Source organism: Alteromonas sp. 5E99-2, from assembly GCF_017368475.1.
Classification (GTDB): domain Bacteria; phylum Pseudomonadota; class Gammaproteobacteria; order Enterobacterales; family Alteromonadaceae; genus Alteromonas_F.
In genome coordinates this window covers 82,691-102,540 of record NZ_JAFNJE010000010.1, presented here as the reverse complement: position 1 = coordinate 102,540, position 19,850 = coordinate 82,691, and the positions used below count along the sequence as shown (strand labels likewise).

Genomic DNA, 19,850 nt, shown 5'->3' with positions numbered 1-19,850 from the left:
TTGCAATTAAACTGACCGTCATAATGGTTAACTATCATAGTTTTACCCAAGCTTACTTTTAAAGGACACTCAATGCGTTTATGCGATAGAGACATTTTCGAGCATATACAACAACAGAAAATAGTGATTGAACCAACACCGGATTATTCGCAAATTTCAGGTGTTACTCTTGATATGCGCTTGGGAAACAAATTTCGTGTATTTGAAGATCATGCAGCGCCCTATATCGATTTAAGCGGGCCTAAAGAGGAAGTACAAAAAGCGCTAAATTCAGTGATGAGTGACGAAATTGTACTCACCGATGATAAAGCGTTTTTTCTTCACCCTGGGCAATTGGCGTTAGCCATCACCTATGAGTCAGTCACTTTACCTAACGATATAGTAGGTTGGTTAGACGGGCGCAGTTCGTTAGCGCGACTAGGGCTTATGGTGCATGTAACTGCGCACAGAATTGACCCAGGTTGGTCGGGAAATATTGTTTTAGAGTTTTTCAATTCAGGTAAATTGCCTTTGGCTCTTCGTCCTATGATGAAAATTGGAGCCTTGAGTTTTGAAAAGCTATCCAACCCAGCGGAAAAACCCTATAACGCCCGTAAAGACGCTAAATACAAGGGACAAGATGGCGCGGTTGCCAGCAGAATTAGTGGTGATGGTGTTTGATAATTAATCAAACTCGCCGAAACCGAAATAAAAGAGTAGATTTTCAGCGCTAAGTTCCTATAATGCGCATCTTCGGTCGGTGTGTGGCGCAGCTTGGTAGCGCACTGTCATGGGGTGTCAGGGGTCGGAGGTTCAAATCCTCTCACACCGACCAATTCAAAATGTCTGTAGTGATACCCCAAATCAATCATAAAATTGCAGACACTATCCAATGACTAAATACTCGTTATTGATGCACTCTTATCTTTCAAAATAGCATAAAGTTGAAACCGGCCAGGCGACTAGGTTGTTGGAATCAAATTAAGTTCTGGATTGGTATTTACGTCCTCTGTTTCATGAAATTCAATGTTCCCCTAGATATAGGTGTCAGGAAAGGCAATAACAGTGTTAAATCCATTAGAAAGTAAGGAGATAAGTGATGCTCAGCTCACATTATTTTGCTCAGCAATTTTGAGTAATTTCGTCGCTTCCTTGTTTAAAGCCTGTAATTCCTCAAAACGTTCTCCTATCTTCGTTAATGACCACAAGGCTCTGATCCAACCCGCGGCAAAGAGGCTTCCGTAACTTCTAAACACCTTAAACAGCCATACAAACCCTTTGATACCCACTATTCTCAATTGAGACCTTATAGTGAATTCAGTCATCTTTATTTTTGCTTCGTTAATATCTCCAGTGCTAGAAACGATAACCGTTTGGTCTCTGTCATAATCACTAAGTACTATGATATTTTCTGATGGTTTGATTTGTTTGAAGCCAATCAAACCCGCTTTAATTACGTTTTTCATGGCAATAAAGTGGGTACGGCCTTTACTTAAAATCCACCGAGTAGCATTTTTAACCAAACTAGAAACACCTTTAATAAACCCGCGAAACACGGCTACTAGTCCTCTAAATAATCTGCGGCCTCCATCAATAATCCGGCTGATTAAAGAGTGGGATTCTTGTTCTGTTGATAATTTGAAGCTTTCATCATTTTTGAGTTTTTTATCGATAGCAGCATTTATCGTTTTTATATCGGCGTTTGCGGTGTTTTGTTGTAAGAAATTAATTCGTACAAAAAAATCATAGGTTACCCGATCTCTATATTTAGACTGAGGCTTAGCCATTTCAGGTGTTTCTTTCCAAAAAAGTTTTAATGCTTTTTTTAAATCAACGTTGCCATTTCTCAATTCTGATAATGCTATGGGATATCCGTATAGCCACAGTTCAATGGCAGCGGTATTGCGAAGAAAAATATCTAGTGAATCTTTAAATTGTTCTCGCTTGTGGCGAGAGATAGATTGTGGAAATCTAAAATGAAATCCTTTTTTATCTCCTTTCACCCCAGAACTTATAAGGTCTATGTCAAACAGAAATGGAAGAAGTTCTTTGTTTGTCATTCCAATTTTTGTATTGGGTAGCATGAGTGCCAGAAGCAATGATCGGAACTGATGTAGCGATGCGTTTATATTGGAATTTCGTCGAACTTTTATTCCAAAACATGAAAGCTTAAGTTTTATGGCTTTGATTAATGCTGGATTGTTGGTCGTTAAACCATCAATAAATTCAAGCCCACCTTCTGGAGGTTCAAAAGCAACTAATGAGCCTAATGCAAAAAAGGTTGTATGGTCGGGATTTCCTGATACAGAAATACCTACATCGATTTGGAACTGAGTAATAGCATCACGTAATTTGGAGTCTAGGTTATTTTCACCCGTATCGCGGTCAATATACTTTAACAAGTGAAGTCTACGACGGTAGAGCTTCACTTGTTCGATATCGTCGTCAATATCGGGTAGGTAATTAGCAGAGATTGCTTGATCTAACGACTCACCTAAATCTCGAAAATGCATAAACTTAAACGACTGATTTTACAAAATCTATGATTGCTGTTCGTGTTGCCTTGCCGGTTTCTACTGCATCGTCATGAATGGCTTTCATGTCTTTAGAAATATCAGTGGTGACAAACTGATCTATGTCTCCGTCTATTCTCATTACCGTCAATGCCTCTAGTTTAAGGTTCGCATTAGTGGTTCCAGTTAGTAGCACGTTATCAAGGCCTTCAGTACTCAGGTTTCCATCTGAGTTTTCAATAATGGTGTTTAAATCACCGGAAAAGGTTCTTACGTTTAATGAAGAAACGTCTGATAACGCTTTTCCAATTTTATTGGCGTAGGTTTCTAGGGTTGACATATTGAATCCTTTTTATTTGTATTAAAGAAATTACTTAGATATTTAATTTTCCTAAAGAGAGGGCTAGTTCTTGAACGTTAATCTATGTCTACATCTTTATAATAGAAAACACAATAGAATTAACGTATTTATGCCGTTCACGTTTTGTGAACGGCATTGTGTCTTTTGAACTTCTTAAGTTAAACTTTCCAGCCTCCTCCTAGAGAACGATACAACTCTACCAATGCAGAGAACTGCTGGGTGCGCATTTCAACAAGTTCCCCTTGAGCTTCTAAAGTTTCACGTTGTGCTAATAGTACTTCAAGGTATTCGCCATGAGCCGACGAAAACAAACGATTTGCTACTTCAATTGATTGTTCTAGTGCAGTGATTTGTTGACGTTTAAGTTCATAATTTTGTGTTAGTTTGTCTAATTTAGATAAACTGGTTGATACTTCTGAGACTGCTCGAATTACAGTATATTCGTAATCATACGCGGCTTGAATTTGCTCAGCACTTGCATTTTTATATTCAGCTTTTATGGCTCTTCGATTAATTAAAGGCAAGAAAATATCACCTCCTAATGAATAGGCAAGAGACTCGGGAATATCAAGTAAATAACGAGTATCAAAGGCTTCTAATCCTACTCCTGCATTCAGTGTAAATGAGGGATAAAAATTAGCTTTTGCTACATCAATATTTAGTTTTGCTGCTTTTAGCTCTAACTCTGCTTGTCGGATATCAGGACGATTAACCAGTAAATCCGAAGGCACACCAGCCGCAGGTATTTGCAGTGATGGAACCATGAGTTGTGAAGGTGTGCGCTCAATGTGCTGAGGAGTTCGACCTAGTAATAGATTAAGCTTATTTTCGGTTTCAATAATATGTTGTTGGATAAGTAATTTTTCACTTTCATTTCTTTTTACTTCTGCCTGAAAACGAATTAACGGTAATGAGGTCGTTCGACCATACGTTTTTAACTGATTTAAGGTGGTGATTACATTACGTTGAATGTCGAGCGTTTTGTCGATATTGCGTAACTTATTGTCGAACGCTAATAGTTCGAAGTAATGCTCGGATACTTCGGCAACCAATTGCGTCACAAAGAATTTTTGATATTCAATTGACGCAAAATAGTCTAATGAAGCGGCTTTTGACGCATTTCTGAGTTTGTTCCAAACGTCAAGTTCCCATGATGCATTCAAGCCTAACGCCAAATTTGCTAATGGGTCGGGAAATGCTCTGTCTTCGCGTATATTTAGTTGTTCTTCTACTGCTCCTTTTCGAGTAAATTCGCCGACTTTTTCGGTATCAACTTCTATACCTGCGTTGAGCTGTGGAAGGTATTCACCCTCTCTAGCGTAGACTTCATTCGCGGCAATATTGATCCGCTGAAGTAATGTTGCAACTTCTTGATTATTAGTTAAAGCAATATTAATTAATTCTTTTAAAGTTGGGTCGTCAAACCATTGCTCCCAATTAATATTCACTTCGCCTATGGAGGTTGATGCTCCGTATTGCTCCGGTAGTGTTTGATTAACTTCTTTTGTTTGGATTGTTGGAATAGCACAACCCTGCATAAGCGAAACTATACTGAGTGCGATTACAAGGGGCTTTGCACTACCTTTATTTGATTTATAGTGAATCATCTTTGAGCTCCTCGTTATTGTAGTGGTAGGTTTCTGTTAACGGTAAATGGTCTTCATCTTTTATTAAGGATCTACCGCCTTCAAGCTTGGCGAAGATATAGTACAAACCGGGTATTACAATTACGCCGAATATGGTTCCAAAAAGTGTACCGCCTAACGCAGAAGCACCTATAGTGCGGTTGCCGACTGCACCTGCACCTGTAGCTAGTACAAGGGGGAGTAGGCCTGCGACAAATGAAAAGGACGTCATTAATATAGGGCGGAAACGAGCCGTAGCGGCTTCAATTGCAGCTTTAGCTAATGGCAGTCCTTGTTGATTTTTTTGTACGGCATACTCAACAATAAGTACTGCATTTTTACCTAGCAGTCCAACCAGCATGACCACACCAAGTTGAGCATATACATCATTGGCGAGCCCCATCAACTTAAGCAAAAGTAATGAGCCTAAAATTCCTGTAGGCAAAGACAAAATAATCGCAAACGGAAGTAAAAGGCTTTCATACTGTGCAGCTAGCACTATGTAAACAAATAACAATACAACAGCAAAAATGAGTATTGCTTCGTTACCCCGTTGCGCTTCATCATAAGATAAACCTTCCCAACCAATGTCATAGCCATTGGGCAAGGTGGCTTGAGCAACTTCTCTTACAGCTTGTATTGCTTGAGCAGAAGTGTATCCGTCAGCTGCAGCTGCGCGAATAGCTGCTGATGTATACAAGTTGTAGCGAGTTATTTCATTGGGTCCTTGAGTTTTAACTAACTTCATAAAGGCAGAATAAGGGACCATTTCGCCTTCTTCGTTACGCACATAATAATCGAGTAAATCACTAGGGTAGCGTCGATATTCAGGGGCACTTTGAGTATAGACTTTAAAAAAGTTGTTAAAGCGAATAAACCCTTGCTCATATGTGCTTCCAATTAGAATGTTTAAATTCTCCATTGCTTGACCAATAGATACACCTTTTTGCATTGCAACTTGGTTATCTATTTCTATTTTATATTGTGGGTAATCTGCGGCATAAAACGTGAACAAGCCTTTTAGTTCCTTGCGCTTGGCTAGTTCAGCCATGAACTCTTTATTGATTTTGTCAAACTCTTGGTAGTCTGTACTATTTGTTTTATCCAGTAATCTAAAAGCTAACCCTGATGATGCGCCGTAACCAGGTACAACAGGTGGTTCAAAATATTCAATGACAGCACCTAAATGATGTGTTTTGGATTCTAATTCTTCGATAATGTCTTCAACAGATTGGTTTCTGTCAGACCAGTCTTTTAGATTGATCAAACACGTACCTGCATTGGAGCCACGTCCTTCCGTAAGAATTTCATATCCAGCAAGTGATGATACCGAAGAGACTCCTTCTACATCGAGAGCGATTTTTTGCAATTCACGAGAAATTTCATTCGTAGATTCCAATGTGGTGCCTGGCGGCGTTTGAACAATGGCGTATAGTTGCCCTTGATCTTCACCTGGAATAAACCCCGATGGTAAACTTTGATTCACGAAGAAAGTGCCTATCATAAAAATCCCGAGAATTAAGAATGTAACACTTCTTCGAGTCACTAGTGCGCCGATAAGTTTGCTGTACCCCCCCGTAATCTTTTCAAATCTATGATTAAATTTATCAATTGCAATGCTAATTAATGTGCGCTTTTTAGCATGGGTGTGTGGGTTTTTTAATAACATTGCACACAGTACTGGTGTGAGAGAAAGTGCCACAACACAAGATATGACAATAGAAGAAGCCATAGTGATGGAAAATTGGCGATAAAATACGCCAACAGGTCCTGTCATGAAAACAAGAGGAACAAACACCGCCACCATAACTAAGGTTATCGCGATAATTGCTCCTCCCATTTCAGCAAGAACCTGTTGCGTCGCTAAATAAGGTGTCATTGTTGAATCGTGTTCCATTTTTGCGTGAACGGCTTCTACAACAACAATAGCGTTATCTACAACAATACCGATTGCTAATACTAGGGCGAATAACGTAATTAGATTAATGTTTACGTCAAATGCTTGCATACAAAAGAAGGTACCGATTAAGGATACTGGGACGGCAAGAATCGGGATTAAGGTGGAGCGCCAATCACCTAAAAATATGAACACAACTAAAGAAACCAATATGAAAGCTTCAAGTAAAGTGTGAATAACTTGGTCAATAGAGGCGTCTAAAAATTTTGACACATCATAGTTGATTTCATATTGCATTCCTGCAGGGAACGACTTTTCCAACTCTTTGATTTTGTCTTTAACTTCAGCAATTACTTCATTCGCGCTACTGCCGTAATTTTGCTTCAATACGATTGCTGCTGAAGGGTAACCATCTTTATTTGAATAAATGTCAAAAAATTCACTACTTAATTCGACGTCTGCAATATCTCGTAGTTTTAATAAGTGACCTTCTGAATCAGCGCGAATAATAATATTTTCATACTCTTCGGGCTCATCGAAACGCCCTTCGTACACTAAAACATATTCTTTTGATTGTGCCTCAAGGCCAGAGCTTCTTCCCAAACGGCCCGGGCGACCGATTAAGCTTTGTTCATCCAATGATTCCATGACTTCGTCAACGGAAATATTATAGGCACGCATTCGATCGGGTTTCAGCCAAATTCGCATAGCGTATTGCCTGCTACCTAATATTTTGGCACTAGCTATCCCTTTTACTCGTTGTATTTCCGGTATCAGATTTATATTTGAATAGTTATATAAAAATTTTTCATCGGCTTCCTTATCTTTACTAAAAATATTGATATACATCAACATACTAGGTTGTATTCGTTGAACAACGACACCTTCTAGTTGAACTAACTGTGGCAGTCTACTCATGATTTGGTCGAGGCGGGTTTTAACGTTTATAAGTGCTTGATTGGGATCGACACCCAAGTCAAAAATAACTTGAATAGTTGCTTCACCGGCACTGGTAGCATCAGACACTATGTATTTCATACCGGGGACACCATTAATTGCCCGTTCGATGGTTACCAATGACGATTTTACCAGTACTTCTGCACTTGAGCCTGGATAAGCTAAGGAAATCATTACCCTGGGGGGGGCAATATCTGGAAATTGAGATGTAGGTAGGGATAGCTTTGCTAACACACCCATGAAAACAATAAGTAAAGATAACATAATGGCCATAACTGGCCGTTTAATGAATACGCCAAACATTTTTTTTCCTTATTCTGCTTCTAGTGCTAGGGCTGCAAGAGCATCTTGCGCAGATATGCGAATTGGATCGATGTGATCGCCGTTGTGTACACGGCGTAAACCTTCGATAAGCAATGTGTCTTTTTCATCCAACCCATGCTCAACAATAAATACATGAGGTAATTCAGCTGCAATGGTAATGTGTCTGGGAGTAACAACATTTTCGCTATCGACTACGTAAACATAGGTTTGGTCGAGAATTTGAAAGGTTGCTTTTTGGGGGATTACAAGCGTATTTTTATAAGGAACATCAATTAATATATTACCAGTTTGCCCATGGCGTAATAGTTCTTCGGAGTTAGGAAAAGAGGCTCGCATTTCAATAGTACCGGTGTGATTATCGAAATCAGCTTCAACAGCATCAATTATTCCTTGTTGCGGATAAATGGAGTCATTGGCTAATTTTAACTGTACCTTAGTGTTGATTATGGGAGTGTCGTTTTGCATGTAATCTAAATATTCAGATTCAGGAACATTAAAATACACCCACATTTCACTTAGATCAGAGAGCGTAGTTAACAGCTCTCCTTCATCAGCTAAGCTTCCCGTTCGAACTTCTAAACGGTCGAGCTTTCCAGTAAAGGGTGCTCGAATATTCGTGAAATCTAAATGTGCTTGTGCCAATTCGACCTCGGCCACCGCTGTCTCATATTCTGCTTTAACAATGGCTAGTTCATTGGGTGAAACGATGTTTTTTTCCATTAGAGCTTTAGTATTTTCGTACTCTATTTTCGCCGCTTTTGCTTGAGCTTGGGCTTTATGGAGCTCAGCCTGATATAAGGTTGGAGTTATTTTGAACATAGTTTGATTTTGTTCTACGGTTTGACCTTCATCAACAAAGGTCTGTTGCACATAACCTTTTTCCATTGCGCGGAGTTCTATGTGCTGAATTGCATGAATTTGGCTAACGTATTCTTTAACCAATGTGCTGTCTTTGCGAAAAGGATTGGTTACCTCAAATTGTAACGTTTCATGGTGATTTTGGTGTTCGTCGTGACTACAAGCACTTAAAATAGACGTCATTACACTTACTGTTACCAGTATTTTTTTATTCATAAAAAATCTTCTTTCTAATTTTGATATACACAGCAAGCCACTATTAGCGAGATGGTTTCCGGCCTAAAATTAGGCGAGCGGACATACCAAAATCTCTCTGTAACAGTGACAGGCTAAATTTTTAATATATTTAAATACAACAGGTTATGTTTATTTTAGAAAGCTGGCGGGGCTCGTGTTGGTGGTTGGGTATACTTGAAATGAGAATGTTTTAGTTCTCGTGTTTGTGCATATACCCATGTGACTATGAACGAATAGAAATGATGTATGGGAACGACAGAAGGTATTATAAAATCTTCTATACCTCTTTCTTCGGTTTCTATTTCAACTTCAGCGACAGATGTTTGGACAGAAGCATCGTGGTGATGTGTGATTTGTACTTGGTGGTAGTACTGGTTTGCGACAATTAGAACCACAAAAAGCATCAATGCATATAAATGACGATGCTTAGTTTTTAGCGTGGTTGTGGAAAAAAGAGTCACGTTTGAATAAATTTACTTATGCGATAATTTTGCAAAGCATACGTTGGGCACTAATTTATAACAAGATGGTTTGAGGTGGTTGGTAACTTTAGAAAGGTTAACTACACGTATATTCTGGACAATCATTAGGATAAGCATCCTGTAATATGTACTCCTTTATACTAGAATAAATAATGCCAGTGTTTTTAACTCATCATTGTTTTAAGTGACTAGCATTATCAGATTTGTTCCAGTAAATGAGCGCTTTTGACTAGATTTGATTAAAGCACGGCTAAATCGATGAGGTTACGAATAAACGTGCTGAGAACGCTAAGTCGCTATTCATGTTCGGTACGAACGCGCGTAATCTATCAACACTATAATTATAATCGAAAACACACTGGATTGAATTTAATATGACATTCTTATCTAAAACCTACGCAAAAGCTATGGTTTTTAGTTGTGCGCTGTTCGGCGTCGCTAATTTTTCCTATGCACTGGATGAAACAGTTCCCCCCGTATTATTCGATAAAATGGAATATCGATTTGCAGGCCCATATCGCGGAGGCCGGTCGGTTGCAGTTACGGGTGTTACTGGTAACCCTCAATTATATTATATGGGAACCACAGGCGGTGGCGTATGGAAAACTGAGAATGCAGGTGTATCTTGGAAACCCTTGTCTGATAAAGACTTTGCAGTAGGTACCATAGGTGCTGTTGCTGTTGCACCTTCTGATGCTTCAATCCTTTATGTTGGAACGGGTGAAGGGCCCATTCGCGGCGTAACTACGAGTCATGGTAAGGGGGTTTATAAATCCACTGACGGTGGCGAAAATTGGTCGTTAGTGGGATTAGATACCCGAGGACAAATTCCTAAAATACGAGTCCATCCAACAAATCCTGATATTGTTTGGGTTGCAGTGCAAGGTAATATTTGGGCGCCGAACGAAGAAAGAGGGGTTTTCAAAACCACTGACGGCGGGAAAACATGGCAACATGTGTTAAAAGTGAATGCTGAAACGGGCGCAGCAGATTTAGTTATTGACCCATCTAATCCAAGAATTCTTTACGCTGCGATGTGGAACCACGGCCGTAAGCCTTGGTATGTAAAATCAGGTGGAGAAGGCAGTGGTATTTATAAATCTACGGATGCTGGTAATACATGGGAAAAGCTATCTAAAGGTCTACCTGAAACTGTTGGCAAAATTGGTATAGATGTCTCTGCAGCAAACCCAAAGCGCCTATATGCCATAGTTGAAGCTGAAGATGGTGGCTTGTTCCGCTCAGATAACGGTGGCAACAGTTGGACACTGTTAAATGGCGATACAATATTGCGTGCTCGTTCTTGGTATTACAATCATATTAAAGCAGACCCTAACGATGAAAACACAGTTTATGTTATGAACGTAAACTTGTTTAAGTCTATCGATGGAGGCAAAAACTTTACGTCGCGTCCCTTACCTCATGGCGATACCCATGATCTTTGGATTAATCCAGACAACAGTAATAATATGGTAAATGCCAATGATGGCGGAGCAACGATTACATTTGATGGCGGGGAATCTTGGTCGAGTATTTACAACCAGCCCACAGCACAGTTTTACCGTGTCGTAACCGACAATCTATCACCCTACAATATTTACGGCGGACAGCAAGATAACACTACCTTGGCTTCTCCTTCTAGGACACGTGATTCAGGTATTGGTTACGAAGACCAATTTTCAGTTGGGGGTGGCGAAAGTGCGCATATTTCGTTTGATGAAAATAACCCAAAATATGTTTACGCAACCACAATCAATGCCACGTTAACAGAGTTTGATCGTGACACGGGGCGTACACGGCCCATTATGCCTTACCCCGAATACGTATTTGGCCGCGATGCTAAAGACCAAAAATATCGAACAAACTGGAATGCACCGGTTTTGGTGTCACAACATAAACCGAATATTGTGTATTACGGAACACAGAAATTATTAAAAACCGCGGATAGAGGCATTAACTGGCAGGAAATTAGTCCCGATTTAACCCGTAACGATTTATCTAAACAAGGTTTAAATGGCGGTCCTATTACTAATGAGCAAGCGGGAGCAGAGTACTACAATACACTGTTTTATTTAGCTGAATCGCCTCATGAGTTTGGCGAAATATGGGTAGGGGCTGATGACGGTACTTTATCTATTACACGTGATGAAGGCAAAAGCTGGAGCAATATCACCCCTCATAAAAAAGGGGAAGCTCAGGTAAACGCCATTGAAATTAGCCCACATCAACCTGGCAAAGCTTATATTGCGGTGACGGGTTACAAACTGAACGATTTTAAACCCTACATATACGTCACAAAAAATTACGGAAAACGCTGGAAGCGCATAGATAAAGGTTTACCTGAAGAGGCCTTTGTAAGGGTAGTACGAGAAGACAGCGAGAGAGAAGGGCTACTGTTTGCGGGAACGGAAAGCGGTATGTTTGTTAGTTTTGATGACGGTAGCCATTGGCAGTCGCTTAAACTCAACTTACCACCTGTGCCTATCACTGATATCAAAGTGAAAGACAATGACGTGGTTATTGCAACTCAAGGCCGTGGTTTTTATATTTTGGATAACATCGAGCCAATACGAGACGCAAATAGCCAGTTTATTAATAAATCACTTCACGTTTATTCTCCCGTTGACGGTTCTCGCGCTCAGCGTGGCGGTATGGGAAGTGATATTCCACAAGCTAAAAACCCACCACGAGGTGTGCTATTTCGTTATTACTTGAATGAAGATTTAGCACTAGATGAAGCGCTAATCATAGATATTAAGAATAGCGATGGAAAAGTTGTTCGCCAAATATCATCATCTGCAAGTGAGTTTGAAGCGTGCGCAATTGGTAACCAAGATGCTAGATCACCAGTAAGATTTAGCCACCCTTCAACGAAAAAAGGCTATAATCAATGGCAGTGGAATATGCGCAGAGCGCCACTGAATTGCATTAACAATGTTAGGTTGTTCGGCGGCTGGGAAGGAGCTCGAGTCATGCCCGGCGACTACTCAGCGACTCTGCGGGTGGGCGATTATTCCGAAACAACCAATTTCAAGGTATTGGCTGACCCAAGAGAAGAAGCGGATCAGGCTTTATTAGCAGATGTTGATAAGCACATTGAAGCTACAGCTGCTCTGTTTAACGAAATGATGTCCCACTTACAAAAAGCTCGAAATGTACGTAAGCGTCTAACTGAACTAAAAGCTATGGATACGACGTTGAGTGAATCAAATCAAGGAACTATCGATAGTATTTTAAATGAAATTAGTCTGTGGGAAGCGCTTATTATCCAGCCTAAGCACACCACTTTTGAAGATGATATTAATTGGCCAAACATGCTTGATCGCCAAGTACAGTTTTTGATGGGGAATTTTGATCAGACGGGAGCACCTGTTCAAGCGGGCGCTGTTCAACGTCTTAACGATTTAGATACTCAATGGAAAGGCTATCAAATACAGTTGGAAGCCTTATTCAAAGATAAGATAGATCCATTGAATCAATCACTAACTAACAACGGCTTGCGCCACCTTGATACTCTTTAAATACTGAGTTAAATAATCAAGTGTAATGGCAATTTTGCCATTACACTTGATGCTAAAATCGATAATGAAAAGTTGTGATTTAAATAGTAAATAGGCCTCAGGCTAGGTTTTGTTTGTTATTATCAATAACAACCGTAGACGATATTTTATCGTGAATAGCCTGTCGATTTGGGTCCCAAAATATTTGTAAGAAGCCAAGTAACCCTGTAGCGATCCCTGCGCCATAACCGCCATAGCGGCCAAAACTATCCCATAAGGATATAGGGGTGCCGTCTAGTTGTAGAACTCTAATCTTAAATAATTTTTTCCCGAGGGTTTGACCTTTCCATATTGAGGTTAAAACAGTGAAATAAAAGGCTGCCCAACCAAACCCTAATCCTAAATCATTAATTAAACTTTTGATGTATTCGAGTACAGAATAAATAGGGCGTTTTTCTTGTGCAGAGGCTTTAACTTTCGCTAATTCGATAGCACTTTGAGTTAATTCATTTAACTCACTTGGTGAAAATTCCGACATTTTTTCAATGTCAAAATCATCTTGTATAGGCGCGTTTACATAATCTGGATTAGAGGTATTAAATTTATCGAAGTAGCGAGGTAACAAATCGATTAGCAGCACGCAAAGAGTAATGACACCAATGACGCGAATTATCTTTCTTTGTCTATGTTTCTTTTTGTTCGCATTGTTGGCTAATAATTTGTGGTTGCCCATTCTATACAAGGTGATTGCTATTGCTATGGCAAGTAACTCTCCTGGCGCTTCACTCAGAAGAGCAACAGCAAAACAGTCTACTAAAAGTGCAAAAAATCGTTTGCTAGGAGTAGCTAGTGGAGAGCCAAACAAGGAGGTGTCAAGTTCAAAGGCAAAAGGCGTTAACGTTTCTCTGGTTTCTCTGCGAGACAAGGTATTGTTGTCGTTAGACGGAGATGTATTGTTCTCTTCCATTAATATAACCCGCGATCATTTTATAGACGATAGATTTAAGCTACAAAAACAATACCATTTAGCATCACTTAGTGAAAATAGTTTCATAGCGTTCAAGGTTAAAGTAACCGCAAATGAATAAGATTACGGGGTGTTGTTATTCGTTTTTGGAATGTGCTAGTTTGGGGCCTCTCGCGACAATTTTACTTAAAGGAAGGTACTCATGACAATATTGCGCAAGTTAACACTAGGAACATTACTTTTTACCGCGATATCGGCGAATGCTGCGTCTGTTTGGAAAGTAAGTAAAGGAGATAGTGCTTTATATATAGGGGGTACCATTCATATTTTAAGGCAAGAGAACTTTCCTCTTCCTGCAGAATATGAAACGGCATATGCCAAAGCCGATGAACTGTATTTTGAAACTGATATTGCGGCAACCAAATTGCCGTCATTTCAACAAAAAATGATGAGTAAAATAGTACTCACCGATGGCACTACATTAGAAAGTTACTTAACACCAGAAACCTTTTCTGCGCTCAAAAAACATATGGATTCCCGTGGGCTTCCTATTGCTAACTTTCAGCCTTTGAAACCTGCGGCGGTAGCATTAACGTTATCGGTGTTGGAATATCAAGCGAATGGTTTTTTACAAGAAGGCGTTGATGCGTTTTACGCATCAAAAGCGACCGCTGATAACAAGCCTCAAAAATGGTTAGAGTCGGTAGACGAACAACTTAATTTTATTGCCAATATGGGTGAAGGAGATGAAGAGAACCTAATTAAGTACACATTGGAGGATCTAGGTAATATGTCGTCTCAACTGGAGCAATTGTTAACGGTTTGGAAAAGCGGCGACATGAAAACTTTGAATACGCTTATGATCAAAGAAATGCAAATTAAAGCGCCTGATTTATACAATGACTTATTAAAAGAAAGAAATAATAATTGGATGCCCAAAATCGTTCAAATGTTTGACGACAATGATACTGAGTTTGTATTGGTTGGAGCCGCGCATTTGGCGGGTGAAGATAGTGTGCTTAACAAACTGAAAGAGCAAGGATTTAGTGTTGAACAACTCTAGCCGTAGCTGAAAATTGCAATAAATTTAACGAGTAATCGCAATGGTTACTCGTTTTTCAAACGTTGAAATGTCCTTGAAATTCGTAATAATCTATATCCACGTCACCTCTAAATGAGCCTTTCAGAACGACTGAGAAGGCATATCCGATCAACTTCTGAATTGATATAACTAAGAAGTGGTGCACCGCAACCGTTACCTTCAGATCGGTTTTAAAGCGATTTACGCTGTGTTGGCCATTTTTGACTTAAACCCCTAGGTCTGCAAATAGCCGTTTTGCCAAAACCGATTAAACTCCCTCTGAATTCGTTTTTTTGAGATCGCATGGGCATATTACTCCGTATCTAGAATTATTTACTCTACAAAATAAATTATATTGACAGTTTGATAATTTATACTACATTGTAGTTATTATGGTTTGAAAGAGGAAAGTACTATGCCTTCCAAAGAGAAGTTCTTGGGAGAATTTGAACAATTTATTTTATTGTCAATTTTGAAGTTAAATGACAATGCCTATGGTAGCGCTATTCGTCAGCTTTTATCTGAAACGATTAAGCGAGATGTAACAATTGGTGCTTTATACACCACTTTAGAAAGGTTGGAAAAAAAAGGGTTGCTCACTAGCAAAATGGGCAAGGCTACACCCGAGCGCGGAGGTCGAGCCAAAAAGTACTTTATGCTAACCGCAAAAGGTCAAGATGCCCTAGTTAGAAGCAAACAGGCGTTGACGGCTATGTGGCAGGGTATAAGTTTAATGATAAATCCAAAGGCGGTAAATGTATGAAATTATCGATGGGATCAGAACAAATTTGCCCGCCTAAATTAGCTGAAAAATTTGTTAAATGGAGTGTGCCCAATGAGCTTGAAGAACCATTGTTGGGTGATTTAGCAGAAGAATATTTGGAGTTGTTGTCTACTCATCCCCAGAAGGCTAATTTTTGGTATACCCGTCAAGCATTGTACACGGGATTACAGTTTCTAACCCAAACAAAGAGTGAATTAATTATGTTTATATTTGGAATATTGGTGTTTTTTGGTGTTGTTGTGTTATCTATGTGGGGGGCAGGAAGTATAGGTATTTTTTCAAATATCCCCTCGCTTCTGATTGTTATTCCTCCTGCTGTTTTAATTACTATGGCGGCGAGTACTAAGCAAACACGCAAAGATGCCATTCAATTACTTTTTAATGAGCAAATTCCAGTAGAAAAGGTAAACATGCTACAAGCTAAACAGGTTTATACCACACTAGGAAATATGAGTATGTTGATGGGGTGGATAGGCATTGTGATAGGAGCAATCGGTATGTCGAACAATATTACCGTAGAAGGTTTTTCACACGTTTTTGGCCCTAGCTTAGCCGTGTGCTTGTTAACGCTCTATTATGGTTTAGTCATTAAAGGACTGTGTTATGCAGCTGAAGCCAAAATTCAAGCTAAGATTTTAGCACCTTGAATAGTCACTAAAACGCACTATGCCGCAGTAGGAACAGTAAGCTTAAATACAATACGCAGAGAATGATTACATTGTTTCGTGATAACTCTGCGTGTTTTTCAACCTAGAATTGCACTCTTTATAAATTTTCTCCAATAAAGTATCACCTTTCGATTAGATAAGTCTAACGTTTCAATAAATTTACACTTTATTCAGCTTTAGTTCATCTAAGGCTTGATCTTCGTCAAATTTTTGGCGTAAAGTGTCAAGGCTTTATCTTTGAATCAGTAAGTTTATAAATAGAAAGAAAATTTTTCTGGTTTAAAAAAATACAAAAATAAAAGCAATTGGGATTCACAATAATAATAGTCTAGGAAATATAAAAAAATGAAGCGTAAAACGATAGTTAATAGCGTTATGCTTGCTTGTATGGGTCTTAGCGGTGTAACGGCAGCGCAAGATTATCTAGTTAATGTAGATACAAGTAAGTTAAAGGCAGTTGGCCCAGCGCCAGTTGTTCCATCAGCGAGTAATGTTTATATCATTCAGTTAAAAGGTGCGACGGGTATTGCTAAGGCATCTGAGCTTGGTGAGCTTACGCCAAGTAATCAGTTAGTTGCCAAGAACGGCAATAACTACAATGCTAAAACTCCAGCTTTAACTGCTTATATTCAAAGTATGCAAGAAGCTCAAGATGAAGTTGCATCGGAAATAGGCGTTAATGATATTTTATACAAATACACTCACACCTTTAATGGGTTTTCTGCAAAGCTAACTGACTCACAATTAGATGCAGTGCGTTCTCATCCTGAAGTGTCTGCAGTTTATAAAGACGAGTTACAAAAACCTCAAACTGCTAATACACCCGCTTTCTTAGGCTTAACAGGGCCGAATGGTCAGCATACGTTAGGCTTAAAAGGGGAAGATGTCATTATTGGTGTGCTCGATTCTGGTATTTGGCCAGAAAACCCTGCATTCAGTGAAGATTCAAGTGTTGCAGAGCTTGCTTATGGACCTGCGCCAGAAAGCTGGGCCGGAGAGTGTAATGTAGGCTCTGTGGGTTCATTCGTGAATGAGAGCGGGGTAGAAGTTTACAACGATGAAACTGCGCCAGTAGATGAATTTGAGTGTAATAATAAATTGATAGGTGCTCGGTATTTCGGTAGCGCTTTCTCAAGCTCGTTAGAAATTCAATTTGGACTAGGTGAATTTGCATCACCTCGCGATGCCGACGGTCACGGAAGCCATACAACATCTACAGCAGGTGGTAATGAAGGGATTACCGCTGTGTTAAGCGGTACTGAAGTCGGCACTATTTCTGGTATTGCGCCAAGAGCTAGGCTTGCTACTTATAAAGTGTGCTGGAACGCAGATTACGTTAATCCAGATGGCGACGATGAAGCTGGGTGCTTCTTTGGCGACAGCATGGCTGCGATTGATCAGGCCGTTGTCGATGGCGTAGATGTTTTAAACTATTCAATTGGTAACAGCCAAGCAATTAACTCTCCTGTTTATAATGCGTCTTTAGCTGCAGCTGAAGCTGGCGTATTGTTTGCTGGATCAGCGGGTAACAGCGGTCCTACTGCTGATACTGTTTCTAATATTGCCCCTTGGATTGCCACTGTTGCGGCATCTACTTATGATGGTGAGTCGGTACTTATTGGTAGCGAACTTGAAGTTAGTGCAGGTGATTTACCTACCTCTGGGTTGTTTTCTATTCCAGGTGCAATTACCACTGATATTCCTGAAGCAGGTTTTTCTGGTGATCTTGGGTTGGCAGAGCCTTTAGAAGCGTGTGACCCTCTTACTTCTGACTTGACTGGGCAAATTGCATTGATTGCTCGTGGAACTTGTGCATTTTCAACTAAGATTTTAAATGCTCAGGCGGCAGGTGCAGTTGGAGTTGTGGTTTATTCAGACGATAGACCTGCTATTGCAATGGGGGGCGATGCTACTGGTATCACGGTTCCAGGTGTGATGGTTGGAAACTCTGATGGACTAGAGTTGGTATCAACGCTTTCTGAAGTATCTACCCTAGTGAATATGACTACAGATGGCATCTCTATGCCAACGACTGAAGTTGGTAACATAATGGCTAACTTTTCGTCTCGTGGTGTGAATACGCAAACAGGTGACATTCTGAAACCAGATATCACGGCTCCAGGTGTGCGTATCTTGGCGGGTAATACGCCAGATCAACTTGATACTGGTACCCATACTGATGGAGAGCTGTTCCAATATTTACAAGGTACGTCAATGTCTAGCCCGCATATTGCAGGTATGGCTGCATTACTTGTTGGACAACATCCTAACTGGTCTCCAGCGGCAATAAAATCTGCATTGATGACAAGTGCACGTCAAGACATTGTAAAAGAAGACGGCTTTACTCAAGCTGACCCATTCGACTTTGGAGCTGGTCATGCTGATCCTGTATCAGCTATGAATCCTGGTTTAGTCTATGAGGCTAACTTTGGTGACTATTTAGGTTTCTTATGTGGTCAAAATGAAGAAAACTTAGTGTTAAGTTTACAAGGTAGTGGTGATGATGCCGCATCTTGTGATGAGCTTTCAGAACGTGGTTTTGCCACTGACGCAAGTCAATTGAATTATCCGTCAATTGCAATTGCTGAACTTGAAGGAACAGAAACCATTTTCCGTACAGTAACTGACGTAAGTGGTGATGGTGGCGTTTATGATGTTATCGTAGAAGCACCTCTAGGTATCGATGTAACGGTAGCAACATTTGATTCTGAAGGAAATGAAACTGATTCAAATCAAGTTGAAGTTGCAGCAGGTGGTACAGCAAGTTATGCACTTACCTTTACTACAACTGAGTCAATTGTTCCTGACGAGTGGGTGTTTGGTTCGGTAACACTGTCTGGTGATGAAGACGTGAGAAGTCCAATTGCTATTCGTCCTTTAGCCAATGTTACTATTGATGTCCCAGAGTCGTTATCACTTCAATTGAACCGTGGTCGTGCAACCTTCTTTGTAGAAACGTCTTATACAGGTAGTTTCGCAATGGAAACGAAAGGATTGACTCCAGCAACTGGTATAGCCGGTACTGAAGTGAATAGAAACGGTGCTGCATTTGATTTTGGAGCTGGTCTTAACACATCAACATTCCTATCTATTCCTGAAGGAACAAGTGTCGCAAGATTTGCGTTGTCAGATGAGTTAGTTGCGGAAGATGGCGCTGATTTAGACCTATATGTTTATAGCTGTGAAGACTTTAGCTGTACACTAGCTGGACAAAGTGCGACGGTTGGAACGTCTAACGAAGATGTTCTTTTGGTTAACCCTGTAGCACGCTTTGACGATGCGGCAGGTGACCTTTATGTACTGTTTGTTCACGCGGCAGATACAGGTGTCGACGCCAGCGGTGACGCAAACGATTCAGTTGACTATATCGTACCAAACTGGATTGTTGAAAGTGCTGACTCTTCCACAGTCGCAACCGCTTCAAGTCTTGCAATTAATGGTAGATTCCAAAATATTAGTTTAAGAACTCGTGGGTTAGACTCTAGTTTGCTTTACATGGGCAGCATCGATTTCATTGATGCCTCAGGTGAATCTCAAGGGACAACTGTGTTGGAAGTTCAACCTTAATTTAATAATAACAATAGGGGCACGGCATTTGTGCCCCAATTAAAATAACA

12 protein-coding genes and 1 tRNA gene are annotated in these 19,850 nt (G+C 40.1%); 7 read left to right on the top strand and 6 right to left on the bottom strand.

What is annotated here, in order from left to right; all coding sequences use genetic code 11:
• The first annotated feature begins 72 nt into the window (after nt 1-72).
• Together dcd and J3L16_RS11500 are read left to right on the top strand one after the other, a co-directional pair.
• The gene (dcd, locus tag J3L16_RS11505) at nt 73-660 is read left to right on the top strand and encodes a dCTP deaminase (protein WP_207613128.1); all 588 of its coding nucleotides are present in this window, start codon (nt 73-75) and stop codon (nt 658-660) included.
• Nucleotides 661-737: 77 nt separating this feature from the next.
• Nucleotides 738-814: transfer RNA gene (locus J3L16_RS11500), tRNA-Pro, on the top strand.
• A gap of 268 nt (nt 815-1,082) precedes the next feature.
• Here the strand turns inward: J3L16_RS11500 and J3L16_RS11495 are convergent.
• The 5 genes from J3L16_RS11495 to J3L16_RS11475 form a co-directional block, all read right to left on the bottom strand.
• The gene (locus J3L16_RS11495) at nt 1,083-2,492 is read right to left on the bottom strand and encodes a hypothetical protein (RefSeq protein ID WP_207613127.1); all 1,410 of its coding nucleotides are present in this window, start codon (nt 2,490-2,492) and stop codon (nt 1,083-1,085) included.
• 4 nt (nt 2,493-2,496) lie between these two features.
• Nucleotides 2,497-2,832, bottom strand: coding sequence for a hypothetical protein (locus J3L16_RS11490; RefSeq protein WP_207613126.1), 336 nt, complete (start codon nt 2,830-2,832; stop codon nt 2,497-2,499).
• Between the two features lie 179 nt (nt 2,833-3,011).
• Complete coding sequence (locus J3L16_RS11485) at nt 3,012-4,460, bottom strand: TolC family protein (protein WP_207613125.1); 1,449 nt, start codon at nt 4,458-4,460, stop codon at nt 3,012-3,014.
• The gene (locus J3L16_RS11480; protein ID WP_207613124.1) at nt 4,447-7,635 is read right to left on the bottom strand and encodes an efflux RND transporter permease subunit; all 3,189 of its coding nucleotides are present in this window, start codon (nt 7,633-7,635) and stop codon (nt 4,447-4,449) included. The genes J3L16_RS11485 and J3L16_RS11480 overlap by 14 nt, the downstream gene beginning before the upstream one ends.
• A 9-nt stretch (nt 7,636-7,644) precedes the next feature.
• Nucleotides 7,645-8,730 (bottom strand): efflux RND transporter periplasmic adaptor subunit, encoded by a 1,086-nt coding sequence (locus J3L16_RS11475; RefSeq protein WP_207613123.1) that lies wholly within the window; start codon nt 8,728-8,730, stop codon nt 7,645-7,647.
• 877 nt (nt 8,731-9,607) lie between these two features.
• On the opposite strand from J3L16_RS11475, the gene J3L16_RS11470 reads away from it, so the two are divergent.
• Nucleotides 9,608-12,754, top strand: coding sequence for a glycosyl hydrolase (locus J3L16_RS11470; protein ID WP_207613122.1), 3,147 nt, complete (start codon nt 9,608-9,610; stop codon nt 12,752-12,754).
• 97 nt (nt 12,755-12,851) lie between these two features.
• Here the strand turns inward: J3L16_RS11470 and J3L16_RS11465 are convergent, their stop codons facing one another.
• Nucleotides 12,852-13,700 (bottom strand): RDD family protein, encoded by an 849-nt coding sequence (locus J3L16_RS11465; protein ID WP_207613121.1) that lies wholly within the window; start codon nt 13,698-13,700, stop codon nt 12,852-12,854.
• Nucleotides 13,701-13,902: 202 nt separating this feature from the next.
• On the opposite strand from J3L16_RS11465, the gene J3L16_RS11460 reads away from it, so the two are divergent.
• The 4 genes from J3L16_RS11460 (at nt 13,903) to J3L16_RS11445 (ending at nt 19,800) form a co-directional block, all read left to right on the top strand.
• Complete coding sequence (locus J3L16_RS11460; RefSeq protein ID WP_207613120.1) at nt 13,903-14,763, top strand: TraB/GumN family protein; 861 nt, start codon at nt 13,903-13,905, stop codon at nt 14,761-14,763.
• 433 nt (nt 14,764-15,196) lie between these two features.
• On the top strand, nt 15,197-15,544 hold the full coding sequence (locus J3L16_RS11455; protein ID WP_207613119.1) for a PadR family transcriptional regulator: 348 nt from the start codon (nt 15,197-15,199) through the stop codon (nt 15,542-15,544).
• Nucleotides 15,541-16,212 (top strand): MotA/TolQ/ExbB proton channel family protein, encoded by a 672-nt coding sequence (locus J3L16_RS11450; RefSeq protein WP_207613118.1) that lies wholly within the window; start codon nt 15,541-15,543, stop codon nt 16,210-16,212. Before J3L16_RS11455 ends, J3L16_RS11450 begins: the two co-directional genes overlap by 4 nt.
• Nucleotides 16,213-16,578: 366 nt before the next feature.
• Nucleotides 16,579-19,800 (top strand): S8 family serine peptidase, encoded by a 3,222-nt coding sequence (locus tag J3L16_RS11445; protein ID WP_207613117.1) that lies wholly within the window; start codon nt 16,579-16,581, stop codon nt 19,798-19,800.
• Nucleotides 19,801-19,850 lie beyond the last annotated feature (50 nt).

Coding starts and splice junctions, on each gene's coding strand:
- J3L16_RS11465 (WP_207613121.1), bottom strand. CDS start 13,700: ATGGAAGAGAACAATACATCTCCGTCTAACGACAACAATACCTTGTCT.
- J3L16_RS11460 (WP_207613120.1), top strand. CDS start 13,903: ATGACAATATTGCGCAAGTTAACACTAGGAACATTACTTTTTACCGCG.
- J3L16_RS11490 (WP_207613126.1), bottom strand. CDS start 2,832: ATGTCAACCCTAGAAACCTACGCCAATAAAATTGGAAAAGCGTTATCA.
- J3L16_RS11450 (WP_207613118.1), top strand. CDS start 15,541: ATGAAATTATCGATGGGATCAGAACAAATTTGCCCGCCTAAATTAGCT.
- J3L16_RS11470 (WP_207613122.1), top strand. CDS start 9,608: ATGACATTCTTATCTAAAACCTACGCAAAAGCTATGGTTTTTAGTTGT.
- J3L16_RS11480 (WP_207613124.1), bottom strand. CDS start 7,635: ATGTTTGGCGTATTCATTAAACGGCCAGTTATGGCCATTATGTTATCT.
- J3L16_RS11485 (WP_207613125.1), bottom strand. CDS start 4,460: ATGATTCACTATAAATCAAATAAAGGTAGTGCAAAGCCCCTTGTAATC.
- J3L16_RS11475 (WP_207613123.1), bottom strand. CDS start 8,730: ATGAATAAAAAAATACTGGTAACAGTAAGTGTAATGACGTCTATTTTA.
- J3L16_RS11495 (WP_207613127.1), bottom strand. CDS start 2,492: ATGCATTTTCGAGATTTAGGTGAGTCGTTAGATCAAGCAATCTCTGCT.
- J3L16_RS11445 (WP_207613117.1), top strand. CDS start 16,579: ATGAAGCGTAAAACGATAGTTAATAGCGTTATGCTTGCTTGTATGGGT.
- dcd (WP_207613128.1), top strand. CDS start 73: ATGCGTTTATGCGATAGAGACATTTTCGAGCATATACAACAACAGAAA.
- J3L16_RS11455 (WP_207613119.1), top strand. CDS start 15,197: ATGCCTTCCAAAGAGAAGTTCTTGGGAGAATTTGAACAATTTATTTTA.